The sequence below is a fragment of the Rhizomicrobium palustre genome, assembly GCF_011761565.1.
Classification (GTDB): Bacteria; Pseudomonadota; Alphaproteobacteria; order Micropepsales; family Micropepsaceae; genus Rhizomicrobium; species Rhizomicrobium palustre.
This window is the reverse complement of the sequence record NZ_JAASRM010000001.1, coordinates 146290-165140: the sequence shown is the minus strand read 5'-3', so window position 1 is coordinate 165140 and position 18851 is coordinate 146290. Positions and strand designations below refer to the sequence as shown.

The window sequence follows — 18851 nt, the reverse complement described above, 5'->3', positions numbered from 1 at the left end:
TGGTTATCGAGCGACATAAGGGTCAGTTTCCTAACCCTATCGGGTTTTGACCAGCTCCCCGCTTTTGGGACCGCGGCAGGCTAGAAAATTCCAGGTATCCGGCGCGTCCAAATTTCAAGGCCTGTCTGCGCGATGATGTGAAGTGATCGATGACACCATGTCGGCAAAGAGGGTTCCGCCGGCGCTGATGTGTGTGCGCATCGTTTGGCGAGCAGACGCTTCGTCACAAATCATGATCGCTTCAACGATTGCCGCGTGCTCCAACCATGATGCAGAGAGCGAAGCGCGACGCGAGAGACTGATCTGGCGGTACACGCGTGTCCGCAAACGCCCGGTGATCTCTCTGGTCAAATATTCGTTGCGTGCTCCGGCATAAATGGCCGCATGAAAATCCGCATTGTACTTTGCATACGTTGCCGTGTCGCCTGAACGCACGGCGGTCTCAGCCTGCAGGTGCAGATTCCTTAAGGAGGACCGATCACTCTCCGTCATGCGTCGGGACGACAATCCTGCCGCTTCCGCTTCAAGGGCGGTCAGGACCTCGACCATTCCAATTGCTTCCTGCGGACTGACGCCGGAAACCTCCGTGCCCTTTCTCGACCTGAATACAATCAAGCCGTCGGCGGCCAGGGCAAACAGGGCCTCACGCGCAGGAGTCCGCGAAACAGAAAAACGCTTCGAGAGATACTGCTCGTCGACTTTATCCCCCGGCACCAACCGGCCGTCGGCGATGTCTTTCTCGATTTGCCTGCGGATGTCCTCTGAAACGCGAGCGCGCACCTAAGAATGCCTCTATGTATACATAGCAACGCACAATGTATGCGAATACGCTCCTGATTGTAAGGGAACGCTCCCGGATGGCCGCCACAGGCCGCGGTATCTGCCGAGACTTACTCCCTGCTTCGCGCTGTATCCGTCACAGGAGCCTTCCATGGAAGCCAAGCAATCCAACACCCGAGTTCTTCATGCGTTGAGCGAGCTGATCGAGCCGTTGGGATTGAGCGTTGCTGATACCGGAGGCTGTATCGAAATATTCGGCGCGGATCCGCTATTTCCCAGCGCGGTTCGACTGGGCGAAGCATTTTCCATTGCCGCGATGGCACAGGCAGTGGGAGCCGCCGCGATTTGGAGGGAAAGGACTGGAGAAGGGCAGAATCTCTGCGTCGACATTCGGCAGGCCGCGCACAGCATTGTGCCGGAATTCACGTTCCACCCCACAATCAACGGGCACTCTTATCCGAACTGGATGGGAAACATGCACCCGTTCGGCGTATTTCCTTTTCGCACGGCGGACGGGCGTTGGGTCTATCCTTCAGGTGTCTACCCGCATCAGCATTTTGCATGGAGCAATTTCTTCAATTGCGGGCTGAGCCACGCGAACATCGCCGCGGCGATTGCAAAATGGAACGCAGCAGAGCTGGAAGATACTGCAAACGCCAAAGGCCATACCCTGTGCATTGCGCGGTCTGCCGAAGAGTGGTTAGCGCATCCGCAGGGGAGATATCTCGCGAACGAGCCGGTGATCGTTGTCAGAAAAATCGGCGAAGGCCCGCTTGTGCCTCTCGCCCCGGCGAAGCGCCCGCTTGAGGGTATCCGCGTGCTGAGTCTGACGCATGCCATTGCCGGGCCGGTCGTCGGTCGCACTCTCGCCGAACAGGGCGCCGACGTGCTTTGTGTCAATCGTCCCAACGATTTTGAGCATGCGTGGGTCTATGACGATGCCAATGTCGGCGCACGCTCGACCTTTCTCGATCTCAATGACCCTGAGCAGAACAGAACCTGCAAAGCTCTCGCGCAGACCGCAGATGTGTTTGTGGACAGCTATCGCGGACGCAAGATGGCGGAATTCGGTTTGTCGCCTGCGGAACTGGCAGCGCTCCGCCCAGGAATTATCGTTGTCAGCGTGCGCTGTTATGGCTGGGATGGACCGTGGTTCGACCGCGGCGGATTCGACATGCTGGGCTCCGCCGCCTCCGGCCTCGCTATGCTTGAAGGTGTGTCGGGCATGCCGGCCTTGCCGCCGACGGTAGCCGGACACCTTCGCCGCCCGCGCCCGCGTGAGGTATCCGGGCCGCGCATAGGTCGTGACAACGATGACCCGTACCGGCAGCTTCTCCGCCTCAATGGCATGGGCGAGCTCAATGCAGGAAAGACCCGGCATCTCCACATCGGTCAGCAAAATGTCGGGTCGCAACGCGCGCACCATCGTCAACGTGTCTTCGCCGTTACATGCCCGGCCAACGACATGGAGATCGTCTTCAAGTCCGAGCAGGGCGGCGATGGCTCCAAGCACCAGCGTTTGGTCTTCGGCGATGACGATGCGGATCTGCGCGCTCATGCCGGCACACTTGCGACCAGGGTCGTGCCGGATTCCGACTGGATGACCAACGCGCCTCCCGCCGCCACCAGCCGCTGCCGCATTCCGGTCAAGCCGTTCCCTTCGACGATCGCTGTTCCCGAGCCGTCATCGATAACGATCAGAGTCCATTCCCGGGCCTGACGCGCCAACTCGATCTCGCATCGGCCCGCGCCCGCATGGCGAATGACGTTCGTCACTGCTTCGCGCAGGGTCATGGCGAGGATCGCCCCGGCGTCGGGCGGGATTGCTGTTTGGTCACCGCGGACCTCCACCTGAATGCTTGCGGCTTTGAGCGCCGCGATCGACGCGGTTATCTCGCCAGCGAGGCTTCCTCCGGCCTTACCGTCGAGCGCGGCCCGTATCTCGGCGAAACCGGCGCGTGCCTGCTCGCCGATGCTTCGGGCTTCCTGCGCGGCCGCATCCCCATCCTTCACAGCCAAGCGCTCGACAAGATCAGCTTTCAGCGCGATCAGCGTCAGTGTGCGGCCGATCACGTCGTGGAGGTCACGTGCCATGCGCTCGTGTTCGGCTAAGCCTGCGAGCCGCCTGACTTCTTCCTGTGTAGCCAGTAGCGCGCGCGTGCGATCGTAGAAGGCTTCGCGTGACAATGCCGCTCCGCCGATCCAGGCCGGCAATATCAGGCTTGGCAGCCACCAGATCAGCGGTTGCCTGGAGAGGAGCCCTGCGACAAGAAAGGCGGCCATGCAGAGCGGGATCGCCCATATGGCGACGCGCCGCGGACGAAGGCGGGCGGCTTGCATGGCGGGATAAACCGCGAGGCCGCTCCATCCCCCACCCACCGGCACCAGTGCAACACCAATCACAACCATAAGGGCAACCGATCCGGCCTGCGCCTTGCCGGTCAGATGAAAGGAGCGAAAATACACCGTCAGGAATATGCCGAGCGCGACAGCAGACAGCAGGAGTTGTTCGCCGCTGGGAGGCAGCCACAGCCAAGGGATGCCGTAGGTAACGAGATAGGCCAGCCAGGGCCAGGGACCATCCCACCATCGCGCATCGCTTCGCATGTGCTGAGCGTCCGTTTTTGCGCCTGTGTGGTCAAGCTGGCCTTCTGCTTCTCACCAGGCTCGGGCGTTTTTTTTGCCGCCCTTTCTCTTCCCAAACCATCTTTTTCAGGAAAGGCGGCGGCGTCAAGCGGTGAGGGTTTTTGTAAACCACCCAACCGGGGCAGCCGCTCAGAATACTAAACTCTTGGGGCTTTCGGCGCTAAAGGCGCGCGCACATAGTGCGGCTCAGCTTCGGCGCAGCAGGCGGGCAAGAAGAAAGCCGATCACCAAACCCATCACCGCGCCGACCAGCGCGATTTGCAGCACAAATCCGATCAGCTTGATGATGGCAAAAGCCAGCAGCGCGACGATCAACGCCGCGGCAATTTCCAAAATGCGCATCGGATCAATACCGCTCTTGCAAAGTTTCTACGGGTGCTCGCTGGCTACAACGTCTTCCGCGCGAGGATGTTTCCACGCCCGCCGAGATCCATGCCAAGGGCACGGATCTCGCGTCTATATTCGCGGGTCGGGCGCGGACCGGAGTTAGCGGCCTAGATCGATGACCGCACGCCGGTTTTGCGGTTCTCTTACGCCCGGCGCCGTTGGAACGAGCGGGTCGGCGAAGCCGCGGCCGCTAAGGGAGATGGCTGTTCCGTCCAGACCTTCGCGCACCATTTCATCCTTCACCGATTGCGCCCGCTGCAACGACAACGCCATGTTGTATTTGTTGGAACCCACCGTATCGGTGTGGCCGACAATTTGAACCTTCACAAAGCCGTTGTTCTTGGCTGTCTTGACCGCATCGGCGACGACGTTGCGGGCGGATTCTGTAAGGTCAGCCTTATTGAAGTCGAAGAACACGATATACGCCGTGACAGGCGGCGGTGCAGCCGGCATCGGTGGTGGCGGAGGAGGAGGAGGCGGCGGCGGCGGTGGTGGGGGCGGCGGAGCAGCCGTGCGCTGATCAATATACCAGCGCAAACTCAGCATCGCATTGTGGGAGGCCATATTCACCCTGTGCCCAGGATCAAAATTCTCCAATCCGCTGGTGGTGATATAGCGATAATCCGCCTGCAGGTTTAAGGCATTGGTCAGCTTGTAGGTGATGCCGCCGATGCCTTGCCAGGTGAGACCTTCGGATTTTATCCCACTGCGGCCAAGGTCGAGCTTGGTCCAGCTCCAGCCGCCGCCGCCGCCCAAGGTGAGATACCACCGGCTGGAAATCGGGATATCGTATAAGAGATTTCCCATCGCCGTGAATTGGCGGACATTGGCGTTGGAAAGCGGCAACTTCACGCCAGACAGTTTCAGCGCTCCAATATCTGGATCGGTGTAACCGCCTTCGGCTTCGAAGCGGAAGTGATTGCTCCAGGCATACCCCATCGTGCCGATGGCGCGCCATGTGTTCTTAGGCTGCGCCTGATCAGCAAGAACGGACTGTCCATTGGCGGTGATCAAAGCCGTGGTGGGGAGCTTGACGGCTTCAGGCATGCTGTAAGCACCGCCAATTCCCACATACCAGCCGGTATCCTTAGCTGTCGCTGAATTTGCCAAGCCAAGCAGTGCTGCGCCCGCTAGCGCGAGGGTACGAATTCTCATCTGTGTTTTCTATCTTTCTGGAACCGATAGGAAGAGACGATCTTCCCGACGGTAAGCCTGCGCGATCTGGCGGGTCTTTGGCCGATGCTCACGAAGAAGGAGAGATAGGCGCACGCAGGTGAGCGCAACAGGTTCGGAATGTACTCAGGGCTATGGCGCCAAACTGTGGCGATACATACGAATGGGGCAGGGTAGATTCCGAAATGGCCGATTTGGTGATTGGCACCTAGGCTGGCGATACATGGCGCGGGTTGGGGCGTTATCTCCGTCAGCGTTCATTTGATGTTGTAGCGCCTTCAGTCTCGAGATGATTTATGCAAGAGACGAGCACTGAAAATCATGTTCCGTGATGACCGGCTTCATAGCGAAAGGATAGCGTTGCGCGCCGCGGTGGCGCCGTTTGAAAAATCCAATCCGATCCGCGCCACAGTTCAAATTGCGACCTCGATTGGGTTTTATGTCGCTACGGTGGCGCTGATGTATTGGTCCTTATCCGTCTCCTATCTTTTGACCTTTCTTCTGGCTTTTCCGGCCGCCGCCTTCCTGGTGCGTACCTTTATTGTTCAACATGATTGCGGGCACGGCTCGTTCTTTGCGTCCAAGCGCGCCAACGCCGTTTTGGGGGCGATCTGCGGTGTTCTGACCTTGGCGCCTTACGCCCATTGGCGGCGCCAACACGCGGGACATCACGCCAATTGGAACAATCTCGACCGGCGGGAGTCCGGCGCTGATATTTATTCGGTGTGCTTGACGGTTGCGGAGTATCGCGCGCTGTCTCCGCGCCAGCGCTTCTTTTACCGACTTTGGCGACATCCGTTGATGGCGAATGTGCTTTTCCCGCCCTTAGTATTTCTTTTGCTCTACCGGGTTCCCTTCGATACGCCCAAGAGCTGGAGCCGGGAGCGCCGCAGCGTTTGGATGACCGATCTGGCCATCGTTATTCTTTTTGGAGCCTTGGCTGTCCTGTTCGGACCAATTGCTGTGCTTCTCGTGCATCTGCCCATTGTGGTGACAACGACAATATTGGGTGTGTGGCTGTTCTCCGTCCAACACCGCTTTGAAGGCGCGCAATGGCGACGCAAAGATCAATGGAAGTTCTCTGAAGCGGCTTTAGAAGGCTCGTCCTTTCTGGCTCTCCCGCCGGTGCTTCATTGGCTAACGGGCAATATCGGATATCACCATATCCATCATCTTTCGCAGCATGTTCCCAATTACCGGCTCGCGGAATGCCACAGCAGCGATGCCATCCTCCGCCCCGCAACGCCTCTGACGCTAGCGCGTGCGCTCCACGCCAGCAGACTGACGCTGTGGGATGAAGAGCTGGGCCGCCTTGTTTGCTTTGGCGATGCATAGCGGAGGCGTTTGGGCGAAGAGTGCCTCAGGGGTGCTGCTGGACGCATTGCTTTGAACCCGAAGGCGTGACGATTTCCGTTTCTGCCCGGCGATCCGCCATGTCGACGGCTTCGCTGTCGATGCGATTTGGTACCGAAGGGGTATCGCGCCGCAACTCTTCAAGCAATGCGATGATTTTCGAAACCATCTGAGCACTCTGCAGAGCGAGTTCCAGAGTCATTTTTTCGCGCGCATCTGCCAATCGATCCGCGCGCTGCTGACTGGCCAGGATCAAGACCGCGATTGCCAAAGCGGCAGTAGAGATGACCAATCCGAGCTCCGGGAAAGGGAGCGGATCGAAGGCTTCGGGTCCTGCGAGAATGTTGGCGCCTATCCATACGATAACGGCTGCGACCAGGAATATGAGTGCGAGAGGGCGTCCTAGGATCGCTGTTCCCCGATCAACCCAGCGCTCCAGTGCGGTTGCCGATTCTTTATGCGTGCTGTGGAGCGTGTGAATGGTTGCGCGTGCATTCTCGACATGGCTCATTTCGGCTCGCTCGGTGTTGGCGCAGATAGCTTTTGCCGCGTCTGGCGTCCACGCAGAGTCTGCGCGCGTAAAAGCCACATACTAACGTGCCGGGGTTCAAATGGTTCTCACCCGTTCTGCGGCTCTGCCTTCGCAGGGTGCGATCTGACTTTATTATTAGCACAACTGCGGAACGAGGCGGGCGGGGGGACGTTCCTGTAAGTCCCAAACCCCGGAGATCGTCTATGCGCCATTTCCTCGCGGCAGTCGCTGCGTGTGCTCTTTTATCGTCCGCTGCAATCGCCCAAACGATGCCGGCCGAAAACGGGCCTCAAAATCCCGCCGTCAAATCGATGCACGAGAACAACTCGGCGACGCCTGTTCAGGGCGCCAACAGCTTCACAAAGGCCCAAGCGAAATCGGCGATCGAAGCCAAGGGCTATACCCATGTTGTCAAATTGAAGAAGGACAACCAGGGGGTATGGCGGGGCACAGCGACGAAGGACGGTTCGGCTGGTCCCGTCAGTGTCGATTACCAGGGCAATGTGAACTGATCACATGCGCCCCACCCTCCATTTGCTACATGGTTCAGGAGTTTCTATGACAAAAACACTCACGCGCGTATTCAATGACTATTCGACGGCCAACGCAGCTGTCCAAGATCTTAAAACGGCCGGGTTGAGCGACAGCCACATCGCTATCGTCGCTTCCAATGCGGATGGCTGGCACAAGCCCGGCAGTAGCGAAGTAGATCCTAAGCACGATAAAGACCGCGACGGCAAAGATGATCGCACGGAAGGTGCTGCTGCCGGTGGCGGCATAGGGGCCATTGCTGGCGGTGCGGCTGGTGTTGCGGCTGGGCTGGGCATGCTGGCCATTCCGGGCATCGGGCCCGTCGTCGCTATGGGATGGCTCGCCACGCTTGCGGCTGGCGCTATCGCAGGCGGTGCAGGCGGCGGCATCATCGGTGCCCTTGTTCAATCAGGCACTAGCAAAGAGAATGCGGAGCTCTATGCCGAAGCCCTGAGGCGCGGCGGATCCATCGTCACAGCGAAAGTGCCGACGGATGAGGAAGCAAAATACGCCGCCATTCTCGATCGTTCGGCGGTCGACATGACCCAGCGGGCGTCCACTTATCGCGCCGAGGGGTGGAAGGGGTATGATCCAAGCGCCCCCGCTTATGGCCCCGACCAAGCGCGGCGCGAGCGGGAAGTCACGCGAACCTAACCACGCGGGCTTTCGCCGGCCCCTATGTTGATGTGGGTGGGCGCTGCCCGCCATGCATTCCCCATCCGTCAAGGAGAGAGCACATGCTTATCGTCGATAAATTCATCGCCGCAGTTACGCCGATGGAAAGCGAGAAGGACCGCGCAGATGCCCGTGCCAAGGCGTTTGCCGCCGCCGAACCGGGCGATTGGCTCTCGCTTGTGCTCAATCACCATCTGGAGCTTGAAGATGCCTTGGCCGCCATTGAAGAATTGTCCACGCCAGGCGAACGGCGTGACGCCTTCAAGGAGTTTTCCATTTTTCTGGTGGGGCATGCGATCGCGGAAGAAGGGGTGATTTACCCCGCTCTGGCGGCCCATTCTGAAGCAGGCCATGCGAATATGGCATATTCAGAGCAGGCTGCCGTGAAAATTGAAATGGCGGTGCTGGAGCAACTGGATCCCTTAAGCGAGGAATTCGAGGACAAGCTGGAGGCCGTCAAAGGTGCGCTTCTTCATCATATGTACGAAGAAGAGAGCGATTGGTTTTTGGCGCTGAAGAAGAATGCCACGCCTGCCGACCAGGAACTCATGACAAACCGCTATGCCGAAGAGTTTGACCGCTATACCGGCGACATGGAGTTGACGGACGATGAGGATGAGGACGAAGAGGATGGTCGGTGATGGAGGGGCCCGTCCCTCGCCATCTGGAGGTTTAGGCTTACGCTAGATATAGGGGAGACCCGGATCTGGCAGCGACTGCGGCGGCGCAAAGGTGACCATATCTTAGGCTGCACGCCGCAGTCATGCATGGGTAGATTCCGAAGCTTCACGCCGCACGCGGAAGGCGCAATTTTTATGCACCGGCGCGCTGGCAGATGTTCCAGCTGGCAGTGGTTAGGTACCCATGCGAGGCTGTTCATTGAGGAAAACTGCAAAGTTGATTTCGCTTGCAACCGCGGTTCCGGAGCACATCCTGCATCAGGAGGATGTCGCAGCCGCCGCGCGCGAGATGTTTGGTAAGCGATATGAGGCATTCGATCGTATGGCTCCGGTATTCCTCACGGCTGGAATCCGCAAACGCCATGCCGCGCGCGCGATCGACTGGTATTCCAAACCACGTGGATGGAAAGAAAGAACCGCGGCCTATCTTGAGGTTGCCCAGGGCCTTTTTGTGGATGCCGCGAACAAAGCCTTGGATGAGGCCCGGATCACGGCGGCCGAGGTGGATGTCGTGGTCACGGTGTCCTCCACCGGTATCGCCACGCCGAGCCTAGAAGCCCGGGCCGCCCAAGCGATGGGATTTCGCACCAATATTCAGCGAGTACCGGTTTTCGGTTTGGGGTGTGCAGGAGGTGTTTCCGGCTTCGCCATAGCTGCGCGCCTTGCCAAAGCCGAGCCAGGGACGAATGTTCTGCTGGTTGTCGTGGAGCTTTGCACGCTGGCCTTTCGCATGGATCAGCTCTCAAAGGCCGGTATCGTCGCCTGCGCTCTCTTTGGAGATGGCGCGGCAGCCTGTGTCCTGCGGGCGGGAGAAGGTGGTATTGCCGAGGTGGAAGTCGCAGGCGAGCACACTTGGCCTAATACGCTCGATATCATGGGCTGGGATCTCGACGGGCAGGGCTTCGAAGTGATTTTTGCCCAGGCGATCCCTTCCTTTGCCGAAGCCAATATGGGACCGGCGGTGGCGAGAATTCTTGATCGCGCCCAGATACGGATGGATGAGGTTGACCGCTTCGTTTGTCACCCCGGCGGCACGAAGGTCCTCGCGGCACTAGAGCGAGCCTTGAAAATCCCCCAAGGCGGACTGGACCATGAACGCGCGGTGCTGCGCGAGTATGGAAATATGTCCGCGCCCACAGTGCTGTTTGTGCTGGACCGTGCCTTGCGGGCCGGATTGCCGCCGCGCTCGGTGATGACGGCTATGGGCCCCGGATTTAGTGCGAGCTGCGTTGCGCTGAAGAGGGCCGCTTGATTGGGTCTATCGTCCTTCCTGGCTCCGTCGCGCTAGAGCGGCTGGCGGAGCTTTTACGGGCAAAGCGTAAATACGGCCCGCCTCATCGAGCCTAGTGCCACGGAAGTCGCGCCGGGGCATTATCCCCTCATTGTTGCGATGCATGCGGTATGGCTGGCCGGATTGTGGCTGCGCTCGCCTCAGCTTCGTGGTGGCGATGTTGACCCCCGCGGCGCTTCTCAGCATTCCCTTTGCCCGGCCAAAGCGGTCAGCCAAGAACGACGCGGAGTTGATGGGGTAGCCCGTCTTCGGCGAGCGGCACCTGTTTTTGCGTGAGCAATTGCCCGTCCAATTCCATGGTGGCTACGCCGCTGCAGATGCGGCTCGGATTTTCGACCACGATGTCATAGCTGGTCGCGCCGTGGCGGTAGGTGATTTCATAGCGCGGCCAATGGCAGGGAATGCAGGGATCGAGGATCAGGAACGCCCCGCGCCGCCGCAAGCCGAGAATGGACTCGATACCCGCGCGATACATCCAGCCGGATGAACCCGTATACCAGGTCCAGCCGCCGCGCCCGGTATGCGGTGGTTCGGAGTAGACATCCGCGGCAATAACATAAGGCTCAACCTTATAGCGCTGCACGCCGGAGCGGTTTTTGGCGTGGTTGATGGGATTGAGCAGCGAAAACAGCTCTGCCGCCTTGTCACCATGGCCGAGCGAGGCATGGGCGATGATCGACCAGGTTGCGGCGTGGGTATATTGCCCGCCGTTCTCGCGAATGCCCGGCGGATAGCCCTTGATATAGCCGGGATCGAGCGGCGAATGGTTGAAGGGAGGCGTGAAGAGATGCTCTATCCCAAAATCATGCCGGATAAGTTGTTCGTCTGCGGAAGCCATCGCTTGTGCGGCGCGGGCGGGGGCGGCAGCGCCGGAGATCACCGCCCAGGATTGCGCGATAGAGTCGATACGGCATTCGCTATTGGCCGAGGCGCCGAGCGGTGTTCCATCGTCGAAATAGGCGCGACGATACCAGCTTCCGTCCCAGCCATCCTGTTCCAGAGCGGCTTGCACATCATCCGCATGGTTTTGCCAGCGGGTAGCGTGAGACGTATCCCCGCGCGCTTTGGCCAGCGGCCTGAAGGCGGCAAGGGTTGCATAGAGGAACCAGCCCAGCCAGATGCTTTCGCCTTTGCCTTGATCGCCAACCCGTGTGAAGCCGTCATTCCAATCGCCGGTGCCGATCAGCGGCAGCCCGTGCATGCCGACCGAGAGGCTTTGGTCGAGCCCGCGGGCGCAGTGTTCGTATAGCGAGGCGCTGTGTTCGGATACGATCGGCTGGAAAAAGGCATCATGTTCATCTGGCTGCAGCGATTGTCCTTCCAAGAACGGGATTTGCTCGTCGAGAACGGAAACGTCCCCCGATGTTTCCACATACTGCGCCACAGCATAGGCGAGCCAAACCCGATCATCCGAAATGTGGGTGCGCACGCCTTGGCCGAAGGGCGGCAGCCACCAATGCTGAACATCGCCTTCGACGAATTGCCGGGCCGCGGCACGCAAGAGATGCTCGCGCGTCATAGAGGGCCGCGTCAGAGCAAGCGCCATGCCGTCCTGAAGCTGGTCGCGGAATCCGTAAGCCCCGCTCGACTGATAGAAGGCCGAGCGCGCCCACAAGCGGCAGACGACCGTTTGATAGAGCAGCCAGCGATTGAGCATGACGTCCATCGCGCGGTCCGGTGTTTTCACGCTGACGGCGCCCAGCAATCCATCCCAGTGTTCGGTCATCTCGCGAAAGACGCCATCGAGGTCGGTCTCGCGATAATGAGCGATGAGGAATTGCGCATCGGCCGCGCTGGCGGACTGGCCCAGCAAGACCACTATTTCAGTGCTTTCACCGGGGGCGAGCGTCAATGAGGTTTGCAGCGCGCCGCAAGGATCGAGACCCGCGCCGGTGCGGCCGGAGAGGGACGGCGCATCGGAGGCAAGCGCTGCGGGACTGTCGAGCGCACCATTGCGTCCGATGAATTCGCGCCGGTCAGCGGTCCAGGCTGTTTGGCGGCCCAATAGATCGATGAATGCAACCCGTCCACCAAATGCCTGGCTCCAGGGATTGCGGGCGAAGATGGCGCCCGTTGCCGAGTCTGCTTCGGTTGCGATGAAGGGGGCTGATGCGGACCGTGAGGTCCCTAGCACCCATTCGACATAGGCGGTGACCGAAAGCCGTCGCGTGCGGGGCGAGGTGTTGCGCAGCTTAAGCCGTGAGATCTTGATCGGATCATGGAGCGGCACGAATTGAAGAAGATCAAGCTTAATCCCATGCGCCTCGTGTTCGAAGCGGCTATACCCCTGACCGTGGCGAATGATATAGGGCGCGTCCTCGTCGCGGATGGGGTGGGCGGCGGGGCCCCAGACAATGCCGCTGTCTTCGTCCCGCAGGTAAAGAACTTCGCCTGGACGATCCGACACGGGATCGTTTGACCACGGCGTCAATTGGTTTTCCCGGCTGTTGCCACACCATGTATAGCCGGTGCCCTCCGTGGAGACCTGGAAGCCGAACGCCTCATTCGCGATCACATTGATCCAAGGCGCGGGCGTTACCTGTCCGCCGTTGAGGATGGTCATGTATTCGCGGCCATCCGCGGCAAAGCCGCCAAGCCCGTTGAAGAACTCAAGCCCATAGGTCGCGGAATGGTCGGCTTGCGGGGGCGCGGCGGGTTTTTGGTGCCTTGGCGGCGGCGGGATGGAGATGCTCGCCTTGCGCAGCCGGTCAAGTTGATGAGCGAGCGTTCCCTGGCGCGCGGCAAGAACCACTCGAGCCACCGCAGGCAGCAACGCACGCGTTTCCTGTGAGATGAGGTCGGTGCGCAGCACGAAAACCCGGCCGCGCGTGGCCCCCACACCCGGCAAGGGATGGGACTGGCTTTTGCGCACCATGGTCTCGATGGCGACATGTAGATCCTGCACATAAGAGGACGAGCGTTCATTCAGGATGACGAGATCGACCGCCATTCCTTTCATGCGCCAGTATTCATGCGCACGCAGCAATTGTCCGATCACCGCGATGTCCTCAATCGCATCGATCCGTACCAGCACGATGGGAAGATCGCCGGAAATGCTCTGGGACCAGAGGCCTGTCGGTCCGCCGCTGCTTCGGCGGATCACCTCGCTGGAGGGGCGCATGGCGGGGCTGGCATAAACCACATGGCCGGCGAGGCGCTGAAAGAGCGTCGCCTCTTCTGCATCGATCGCAAGGTGGCGCAATTGCACCTGTGCTTGCGTCCAGGCCAGTGTGGTGGCTCGGTCAAACGCGTTGGTATCCTGGTGCTTGTCGACCAAATCCATCACTTCTGCGCGCGAGGGGGCGATGATGGTCCAGAACGCGATGCGCGCGGTCCCGCCAGGCTGTACCCTCACGCGCCGGCGCAAAGCAAAAACGGGATCGAGCACGGTGCCGACGCTGCCGGACAGGGCGCGATTTTCCGCGATATCCACCGGTGACCTTGCCTCGTGGCCGCGGCCGATAAACTTGGCGCGGTCGGTTTCGAATTCAAGATCACCGATGGTTTCGCCCTCAACCACGGCAATGTGCGCCGCCCAGATTTCGGGTTCGGTAGGGGAGCGGCGTCGCCGCGTTGCCAGCAGTGCGCCAGACTTGGCGTCGAATTCGGTTTGAACGAAGAGTTTTGAGAAAGCGGGATGCGCCGTATCGGCGGCAGGCTGTGTCAGCACCAGCTCTGCAAAAGAGGTAATGTCGATTTCGCGTGGACGCAAGCTGGCATTGGAGACGGTCACGCGGCGGGCTTCAGCATCGCTTTCAGATGAGACGACGACTTCCAGAGTTGTGGTGATGGCGCCGTCTCGCCTCGAAATCTCGGCCTTGTCCTCGCTGAAATTGGCTTCATAACTGGCCGGTTCGATAGCGCAGGGCTGATACCCCGCCGACCAGACATCGCCGCTTTTGACGTCGCGCAGGAAAATATAGGATCCCCAGTCGTCGCGGGTCGTGTCTTCGCGCCAGCGGGTGACGGCGATATCGCGCCAGCGGCTGTAGCCGGAACCGGCAGCCGTCAGCATCACATTATAGCGTCCGTTCGATAAGAGGTGGAGCTCGGGTGTTTGGCCATGTGGTGAGCCAATGCGGCGTACTTTGGGGCGGTCCGGTACCGCAACGGTCACGCTGGTGCTGGCGTCATGTGCCCAAGGGCGAACCGCGGTCACGTCACGCGGTGTGCGTTCTTGCAGCAGGAGCTCGGTGGCTTGGATGGAAGGTTCAGCGTGGAAGCGCGCGCGCATCTGCCCGTCGAGAAGGGTGTTGGCAATGGCGACGATGGTCATTCCTTGGTGATGCGCCATAAACGCGCGAATGACGGCGTGGTCCGTGTCTTCGGGCAAACGGGCGCGTGTGTAGTCCAGCGCTTCGTAGAAGCCAAAGCGGCCGAGAGCGCCTTCTGCCGTGAGCCGGGCAAAATTGCGTGTTGCTGCAGCAGGTTCCACCATCGTAGCGAGCGCGGTCGCGTAAGGCGCGAGTACGGCGCTTTCGCCCAGGCCACGCTTTAATCCAAGCCCTGGCACACCGAAATTGGAGTACTGATAAGTGAACTCCAGATCGCGTGCGTTGTAGGCCGATTCCGAAATTCCCCAGGGGAGTTTGCGTTCGGCGCCATAGGCGATCTGCCGGCGTACGACGAGATGGCTGGTCTCTTCCAGCAGGCTCCCCGCAGGTGCCCGCATGACCAGTGACGGCATTAGGTATTCGAACATCGAGCCCGACCAAGACACTAGCGCGGCGCCGTGATTGATCGGGGTGACGGCGCGCCCCAGCCGGAACCAGTGCCGGGTTGCCACATCGCCTTTGGCAATGGCAAAAAAGCTCGCGAGGCGCGCTTCGGATGCCAGCAAATCGTAGCAGCTCTCGTCGAGTCGTCCTTCAGCAATGAGGTAGCCGATCGCGAAGAGCTCGCGGCGCGGATCCAGAAGGAAGCCGAACTCCATCGCCTCCGCCATTGCCCGCGCGCTTGTTTCGAGGGCGAGAAGGCGAAGGTCGAGCAATCGTCTTTGTTCTACGGTTTGACATATATCGCGCAGATGGCTGTCGATCGAGCGCTGGATCGCGCGTGCCCAGAAGAGGACTTCGATGCTGGCTTGATCACTGCTGGCGAGCGCCTGCGCCATATCCACCACAGTCTCTGCGTGTTGCGCGAGTCTGTGAAGATGCTCTGGTAACCCATTCGCCTTGGGGCCGCTGCCTGTCGCGAGGGCAATCAGGGCGGTCTCGAGTTGGTGGCGTGAAACGAACTCTGTTTGTAAGGTGGGGGGAAGGCTTTCGAGCGCCGCTTGGGCCAGTTGAGCGGCGTCGTCGATGCCAGCCTTAAGCTGAGCGTAGGCCGCGGGAGCGCCAATCCATTCTCTTGCTGCGTTGGCGACCGCGATCAGATGCCCTGCTAAATTGCCGCTATCCACGGTGGAGACATAGCGCGGCTCAAGCGGATGTAAGTCGCAGGTGTCGTACCAATTCAAGAAATGCCCACGGTAGCGTTGCAGACCCGCCATTGTCGCAAACGTCGCTTCCAAACGGTCTACCGCTTCGCTCGTGCCTACCCAGCCGAAGTCGCGCGCGCTGACCACCGATAGAAGATAGAGCCCCATATTGGTAGGCGAGGTTCGCCGCGCCAGAACCGGTTTCGGGTCTTCCTGGAAATTATCCGGCGGCAGCATGTGGTCCGTTGCCGTGACGAAGGTCTCGAAGTAGCGCCAAGTGCGGCGGGCAACGAGACGTAAGCTTTGAGCGTCTGTCTGCGATACCGCAACGCGGCCCGCGACCAACGGGGAAATGCTCATCCACCGCGCAATGGCAGGGGCGGCAAGCCACAAGAGAATGAAAGGAAGGGCAATCGGCCAGGCACTGCCGCCGGCAAGCAAAAGAACCAGTACCGAAACGCCCGCGATTATGACGCCGTGGGTCATCTTGCGATAGGCGCCTGCAAGATCCAGCCGCGGGCTCAAATTCGCATGTGCCGCTGTCACCCATTCGAGCAGATTGCGATGGCTGATAAAGAGGCGGAATAGGGTGCGGCCAATGGCATCGCACATTGAACATGCCTGTTGCGCCAGCAAGGTCATGGTCAAGGCGGTTTGGGTCAGGGCTGTGCCGAAATCGTCAGCGAGCGTGTCGAGATAACTGCGTGCGGTCCGGGCCCGGCGCGGCACGATATCGGCAAATACGGGCAGCATTGTTGGGAGGGCGATGGTTACCAGAACGAAGCAAGTCCACAGGGCGGCGTCGAATTCCGGCAGCGTCCAGGCGACCAGCAGTGCCGCGATGCTCGCAGGCGCCGATAAAGTCCGGCGCAGATTATCGAGCATCTTCCAGCGCCCGATGAGGGGAAGCTTTGCGGTGCGTGACGCATCGCGGCGGCCGAAAATCCAGGGCAGCAACTGCCAGTCGCCACGGGCCCAGCGATGTTGCCGCGCCATGGCGACGTCGAAGCGCGCGGGATATTCCTCAATGACTTCGATGTCGGAGGCCAAACCAGCGCGCGCGAATGTGCCTTCGAAGAGATCGTGGCTGAGAAGCGTGTTCTCCGGCACGCGATCCTTCAGCGCCGCTTCGAACACGTCCACATTGTATATCCCTTTTCCAGCGAATGAGCCTTCGCCGAACAGATCCTGGTACACATCTGAAACGGCGGACGCATAGGGATCGATGCCGTTCATGCTGGAGACGATGCGCTGAAACAGCGATCCTTCACGTCCTACAGGTAATGACGGGGTCACGCGCGGCTGCAGCAGCGCATAGCCTTCGACCACCCATCCGGCCGCAGCATCGAAGAGCGGCTGGTTGAGGGGATGCGCCATCTTGCCCACCAGCTTCCGGACGGTTTCCCGGGGCAGGCGGGTATCGGCATCGAGGGTTATGACATAGGCGATACCCGGCGGGACGGTGACCGGGCGGCCCGCAGCAGGGATGAAGCTTGTATCGGTCGTCCCCCGCAACAGCCTGTTCAATTCATGGAGCTTGCCGCGCTTTCGCTCCCAGCCGATCCAGCTTTGCTGTCCTTGGTTCCACATGCGCCTGCGATGGAGCAATAAAAAGCGTTCGCCACCGGGAGCCGGGCCATATTGGGCGTTGAGGCGGTCGATGCCTTTTGCTGCTTCATCGAGAAGGGCTTGGTCGTCCGCGCTGTGTTCCAAGGCGGAGTCGGTCCAATCGGTGAGCAGCGCGAAATGCAGGTCGCCTTCGACGCTAGCAAGATAATGGACTTCCAGCCGCTCGATCTGTTCCTCAATAGCTTCGCGCGTTGTGAGCAGCGTCGGAACGGCAACAAGGGTGCGCAGATGGGGCGGTATGCCGTCGCGGAGCGCCAAGCCGGGCAGGGGCGCCGCAGGGAATATGGCCATGACCAGACGGTTGATCAGCGCCACGGCCAAATCGGTTGCGGGGAAGACGCCGAAAAGCAGCAACAGCCCGAGGGCGAAGCCGCCGGTATGAACTGCCAGCAGCGGGAGGAGCAGCACCAGCGTGGCAACGGCGCCAACAGCGCTGATATAACCCGCGATACCGATCCGCATGTTACAGCGCGCCAGCCAGCTTCGTATCGGCGCATGAAATCCGATGCGCTTTTCGAAGTCGCGGCGTCCGCCCGAGATAAGGTGATAGCCCGGATCGCGCGCGCGCTCATTCTCCTGGCCAGCCGCGGCGGTAAGGGCGGCGTGCGCAATCTCCAATTCCGTCAGGGTTGAGCCGCGTGCCAGCTCTTCGATGGCGTTGCGGTAAAGATTGCGGGTTGAAAAATCCATCGCCGCGAAATCGCTGCCCGAGCGCAGCGCCGCATCGACCAGGCTGATGGTTTCGAACATCTCCGCCCAATCCACGCCCGATGCCATGCGCATGCTGGTGATGATATTGCGCACCGTCACGCTGGCCGCGCCTTGACGCTGATGTTCTTGATGCACGAGTTCGTCAGCCGTTGTGCCTTCCGCCGAAAGGCGGGCCTCCAGCCAAACGATGGCCGGTGTCACTCGCGGGTCCTGATCGCGTAACCGGCGAACGAGCTGGACAGTAAAGGTCTTGGGCAGTGTGGCGCCTTCGTAATCGCGAAGCACGGAGTCTATGGGCTCGGCGGTACGCCCGTTCACCCCCAGGAGACGATCGGCAACGTCATCGGCTTCTTGGCGTTCGGCGCGGCTTCTGACAATGCGTTTGGCCGCCCGCCGCAGATTCTCGACAAGCACAATACGCAGGGTAATGGCGAGCGCCCAAAGTTCGCTGATGGTTAGCGGCTGCACCCGCTGATAGGCGTGCACGAAACGGCACAGCATATCGGGATCAAAGCGGCTGTCGGTGTGGGCGACGAAGGCCCAGGCAATACCAAATATGCGGGGATAGCCGGCAAAAGGGCCGTCCGCCAATTTGGGCAACTGGCGGTAATAGCGCGGCGGCAGGTCGTCCCGCACTTCACGAATTTGCTCCTCGACGAGGTGAAAGTTGTCGAGTAACCATTCGGCGGCGGGCGTCGCGGGCTGGCCATTGCGCGTTGTTCGCCCGATATCGCGATAGGCCATCAGCAGAACCGCCTCATTGTCTTTCAGACGCGCGCTCAAGGAGCGGCGTGATAGCGGTGATGGGGTGACGGGCTGAGCGGCTGCAAGGCTCTCTGCGTGTTGTTCCAGTCGGTCAATACTGAAGAGCTCCTCGCGGATAGACTCTTCCGTATTCCAAGGGGATATTTTCGAGGAGGGTCGAAAAAAAATCTGGGACGACAAGTGCAATTTAGCCTTTCCACCGAGTATGCAGGCATGGATCGCCCGAAAGGGGCTCCACGTTTCACCTTAAGCTTCTCGGAATGATCTTCTCGTCGCCAA

Annotated in this window: 11 protein-coding genes and 2 pseudogenes; 6 read left to right on the top strand and 7 right to left on the bottom strand. The window is 60.2% G+C overall.

What is annotated here, in order from left to right:
* Window positions 1–114: 114 nt before the first annotated feature.
* Window positions 115–780: an FCD domain-containing protein gene (locus tag FHS83_RS00675; protein WP_167079865.1), complete on the bottom strand. Its 666-nt coding sequence runs from the start codon at window positions 778–780 to the stop codon at window positions 115–117.
* A 151-nt stretch (window positions 781–931) separates the two neighbouring features.
* Here FHS83_RS00675 and FHS83_RS19300 point away from each other — a divergent pair.
* Window positions 932–1999, top strand: a pseudogene (locus FHS83_RS19300) (CoA transferase); the annotation flags it as partial.
* Window positions 2000–2086: 87 nt separating this feature from the next.
* On the opposite strand, the pseudogene FHS83_RS19865 reads toward FHS83_RS19300, so the two are convergent.
* The 4 genes and pseudogenes from FHS83_RS19865 to FHS83_RS00655 all read right to left on the bottom strand — a co-directional run.
* A pseudogene (locus tag FHS83_RS19865) lies at window positions 2087–2338 on the bottom strand (response regulator); the annotation flags it as partial.
* Window positions 2335–3387, bottom strand: coding sequence for a sensor histidine kinase (locus tag FHS83_RS00665; protein WP_208414161.1), 1053 nt, complete (start codon window positions 3385–3387; stop codon window positions 2335–2337). The pseudogene FHS83_RS19865 and the gene FHS83_RS00665, both read right to left, overlap by 4 nt.
* Before the next feature lie 225 nt (window positions 3388–3612).
* On the bottom strand, window positions 3613–3768 hold the full coding sequence (locus FHS83_RS00660; RefSeq protein WP_167079862.1) for a hypothetical protein: 156 nt from the start codon (window positions 3766–3768) through the stop codon (window positions 3613–3615).
* 144 nt (window positions 3769–3912) lie between these two features.
* Window positions 3913–4968: an OmpA family protein gene (locus FHS83_RS00655; protein WP_167079859.1), complete on the bottom strand. Its 1056-nt coding sequence runs from the start codon at window positions 4966–4968 to the stop codon at window positions 3913–3915.
* A 339-nt stretch (window positions 4969–5307) separates the two neighbouring features.
* On the opposite strand from FHS83_RS00655, the gene FHS83_RS00650 reads away from it, so the two are divergent.
* A complete protein-coding gene (locus FHS83_RS00650; protein WP_167079857.1) occupies window positions 5308–6321 on the top strand; it encodes a fatty acid desaturase family protein in 1014 nt (337 codons plus the stop codon).
* Between the two features lie 25 nt (window positions 6322–6346).
* On the opposite strand, the gene FHS83_RS00645 is transcribed toward FHS83_RS00650, so the two are convergent.
* The gene (locus FHS83_RS00645; protein WP_167079855.1) at window positions 6347–6850 is read right to left on the bottom strand and encodes a DUF1003 domain-containing protein; all 504 of its coding nucleotides are present in this window, start codon (window positions 6848–6850) and stop codon (window positions 6347–6349) included.
* A gap of 224 nt (window positions 6851–7074) precedes the next feature.
* Between FHS83_RS00645 and FHS83_RS00640 the strand changes: the two genes are divergently transcribed.
* The 4 genes from FHS83_RS00640 to FHS83_RS00625 all read left to right on the top strand — a co-directional run bounded on the left by FHS83_RS00640 (window position 7075) and on the right by FHS83_RS00625 (window position 10009).
* Window positions 7075–7383 carry a hypothetical protein gene (locus tag FHS83_RS00640; RefSeq protein WP_167079853.1) on the top strand — a complete coding sequence of 103 codons (309 nt, stop codon included), beginning with the start codon at window positions 7075–7077 and terminating at the stop codon, window positions 7381–7383.
* Between the two features lie 46 nt (window positions 7384–7429).
* Window positions 7430–8056, top strand: a complete 627-nt coding sequence (locus FHS83_RS00635) for a hypothetical protein (protein ID WP_167079851.1) — start codon at window positions 7430–7432, stop codon at window positions 8054–8056.
* Between the two features lie 83 nt (window positions 8057–8139).
* Window positions 8140–8718: a hemerythrin domain-containing protein gene (locus tag FHS83_RS00630; RefSeq protein ID WP_167079849.1), complete on the top strand. Its 579-nt coding sequence runs from the start codon at window positions 8140–8142 to the stop codon at window positions 8716–8718.
* A 238-nt stretch (window positions 8719–8956) separates the two neighbouring features.
* Window positions 8957–10009, top strand: coding sequence for a 3-oxoacyl-[acyl-carrier-protein] synthase III C-terminal domain-containing protein (locus FHS83_RS00625; RefSeq protein ID WP_167079847.1), 1053 nt, complete (start codon window positions 8957–8959; stop codon window positions 10007–10009).
* A 247-nt stretch (window positions 10010–10256) separates the two neighbouring features.
* Here FHS83_RS00625 and FHS83_RS00620 read toward each other — a convergent pair whose 3' ends face one another.
* A complete protein-coding gene (locus FHS83_RS00620) occupies window positions 10257–18590 on the bottom strand; it encodes a GH36-type glycosyl hydrolase domain-containing protein (protein WP_208414159.1) in 8334 nt (2777 codons plus the stop codon).
* Window positions 18591–18851: the final 261 nt, after the last annotated feature.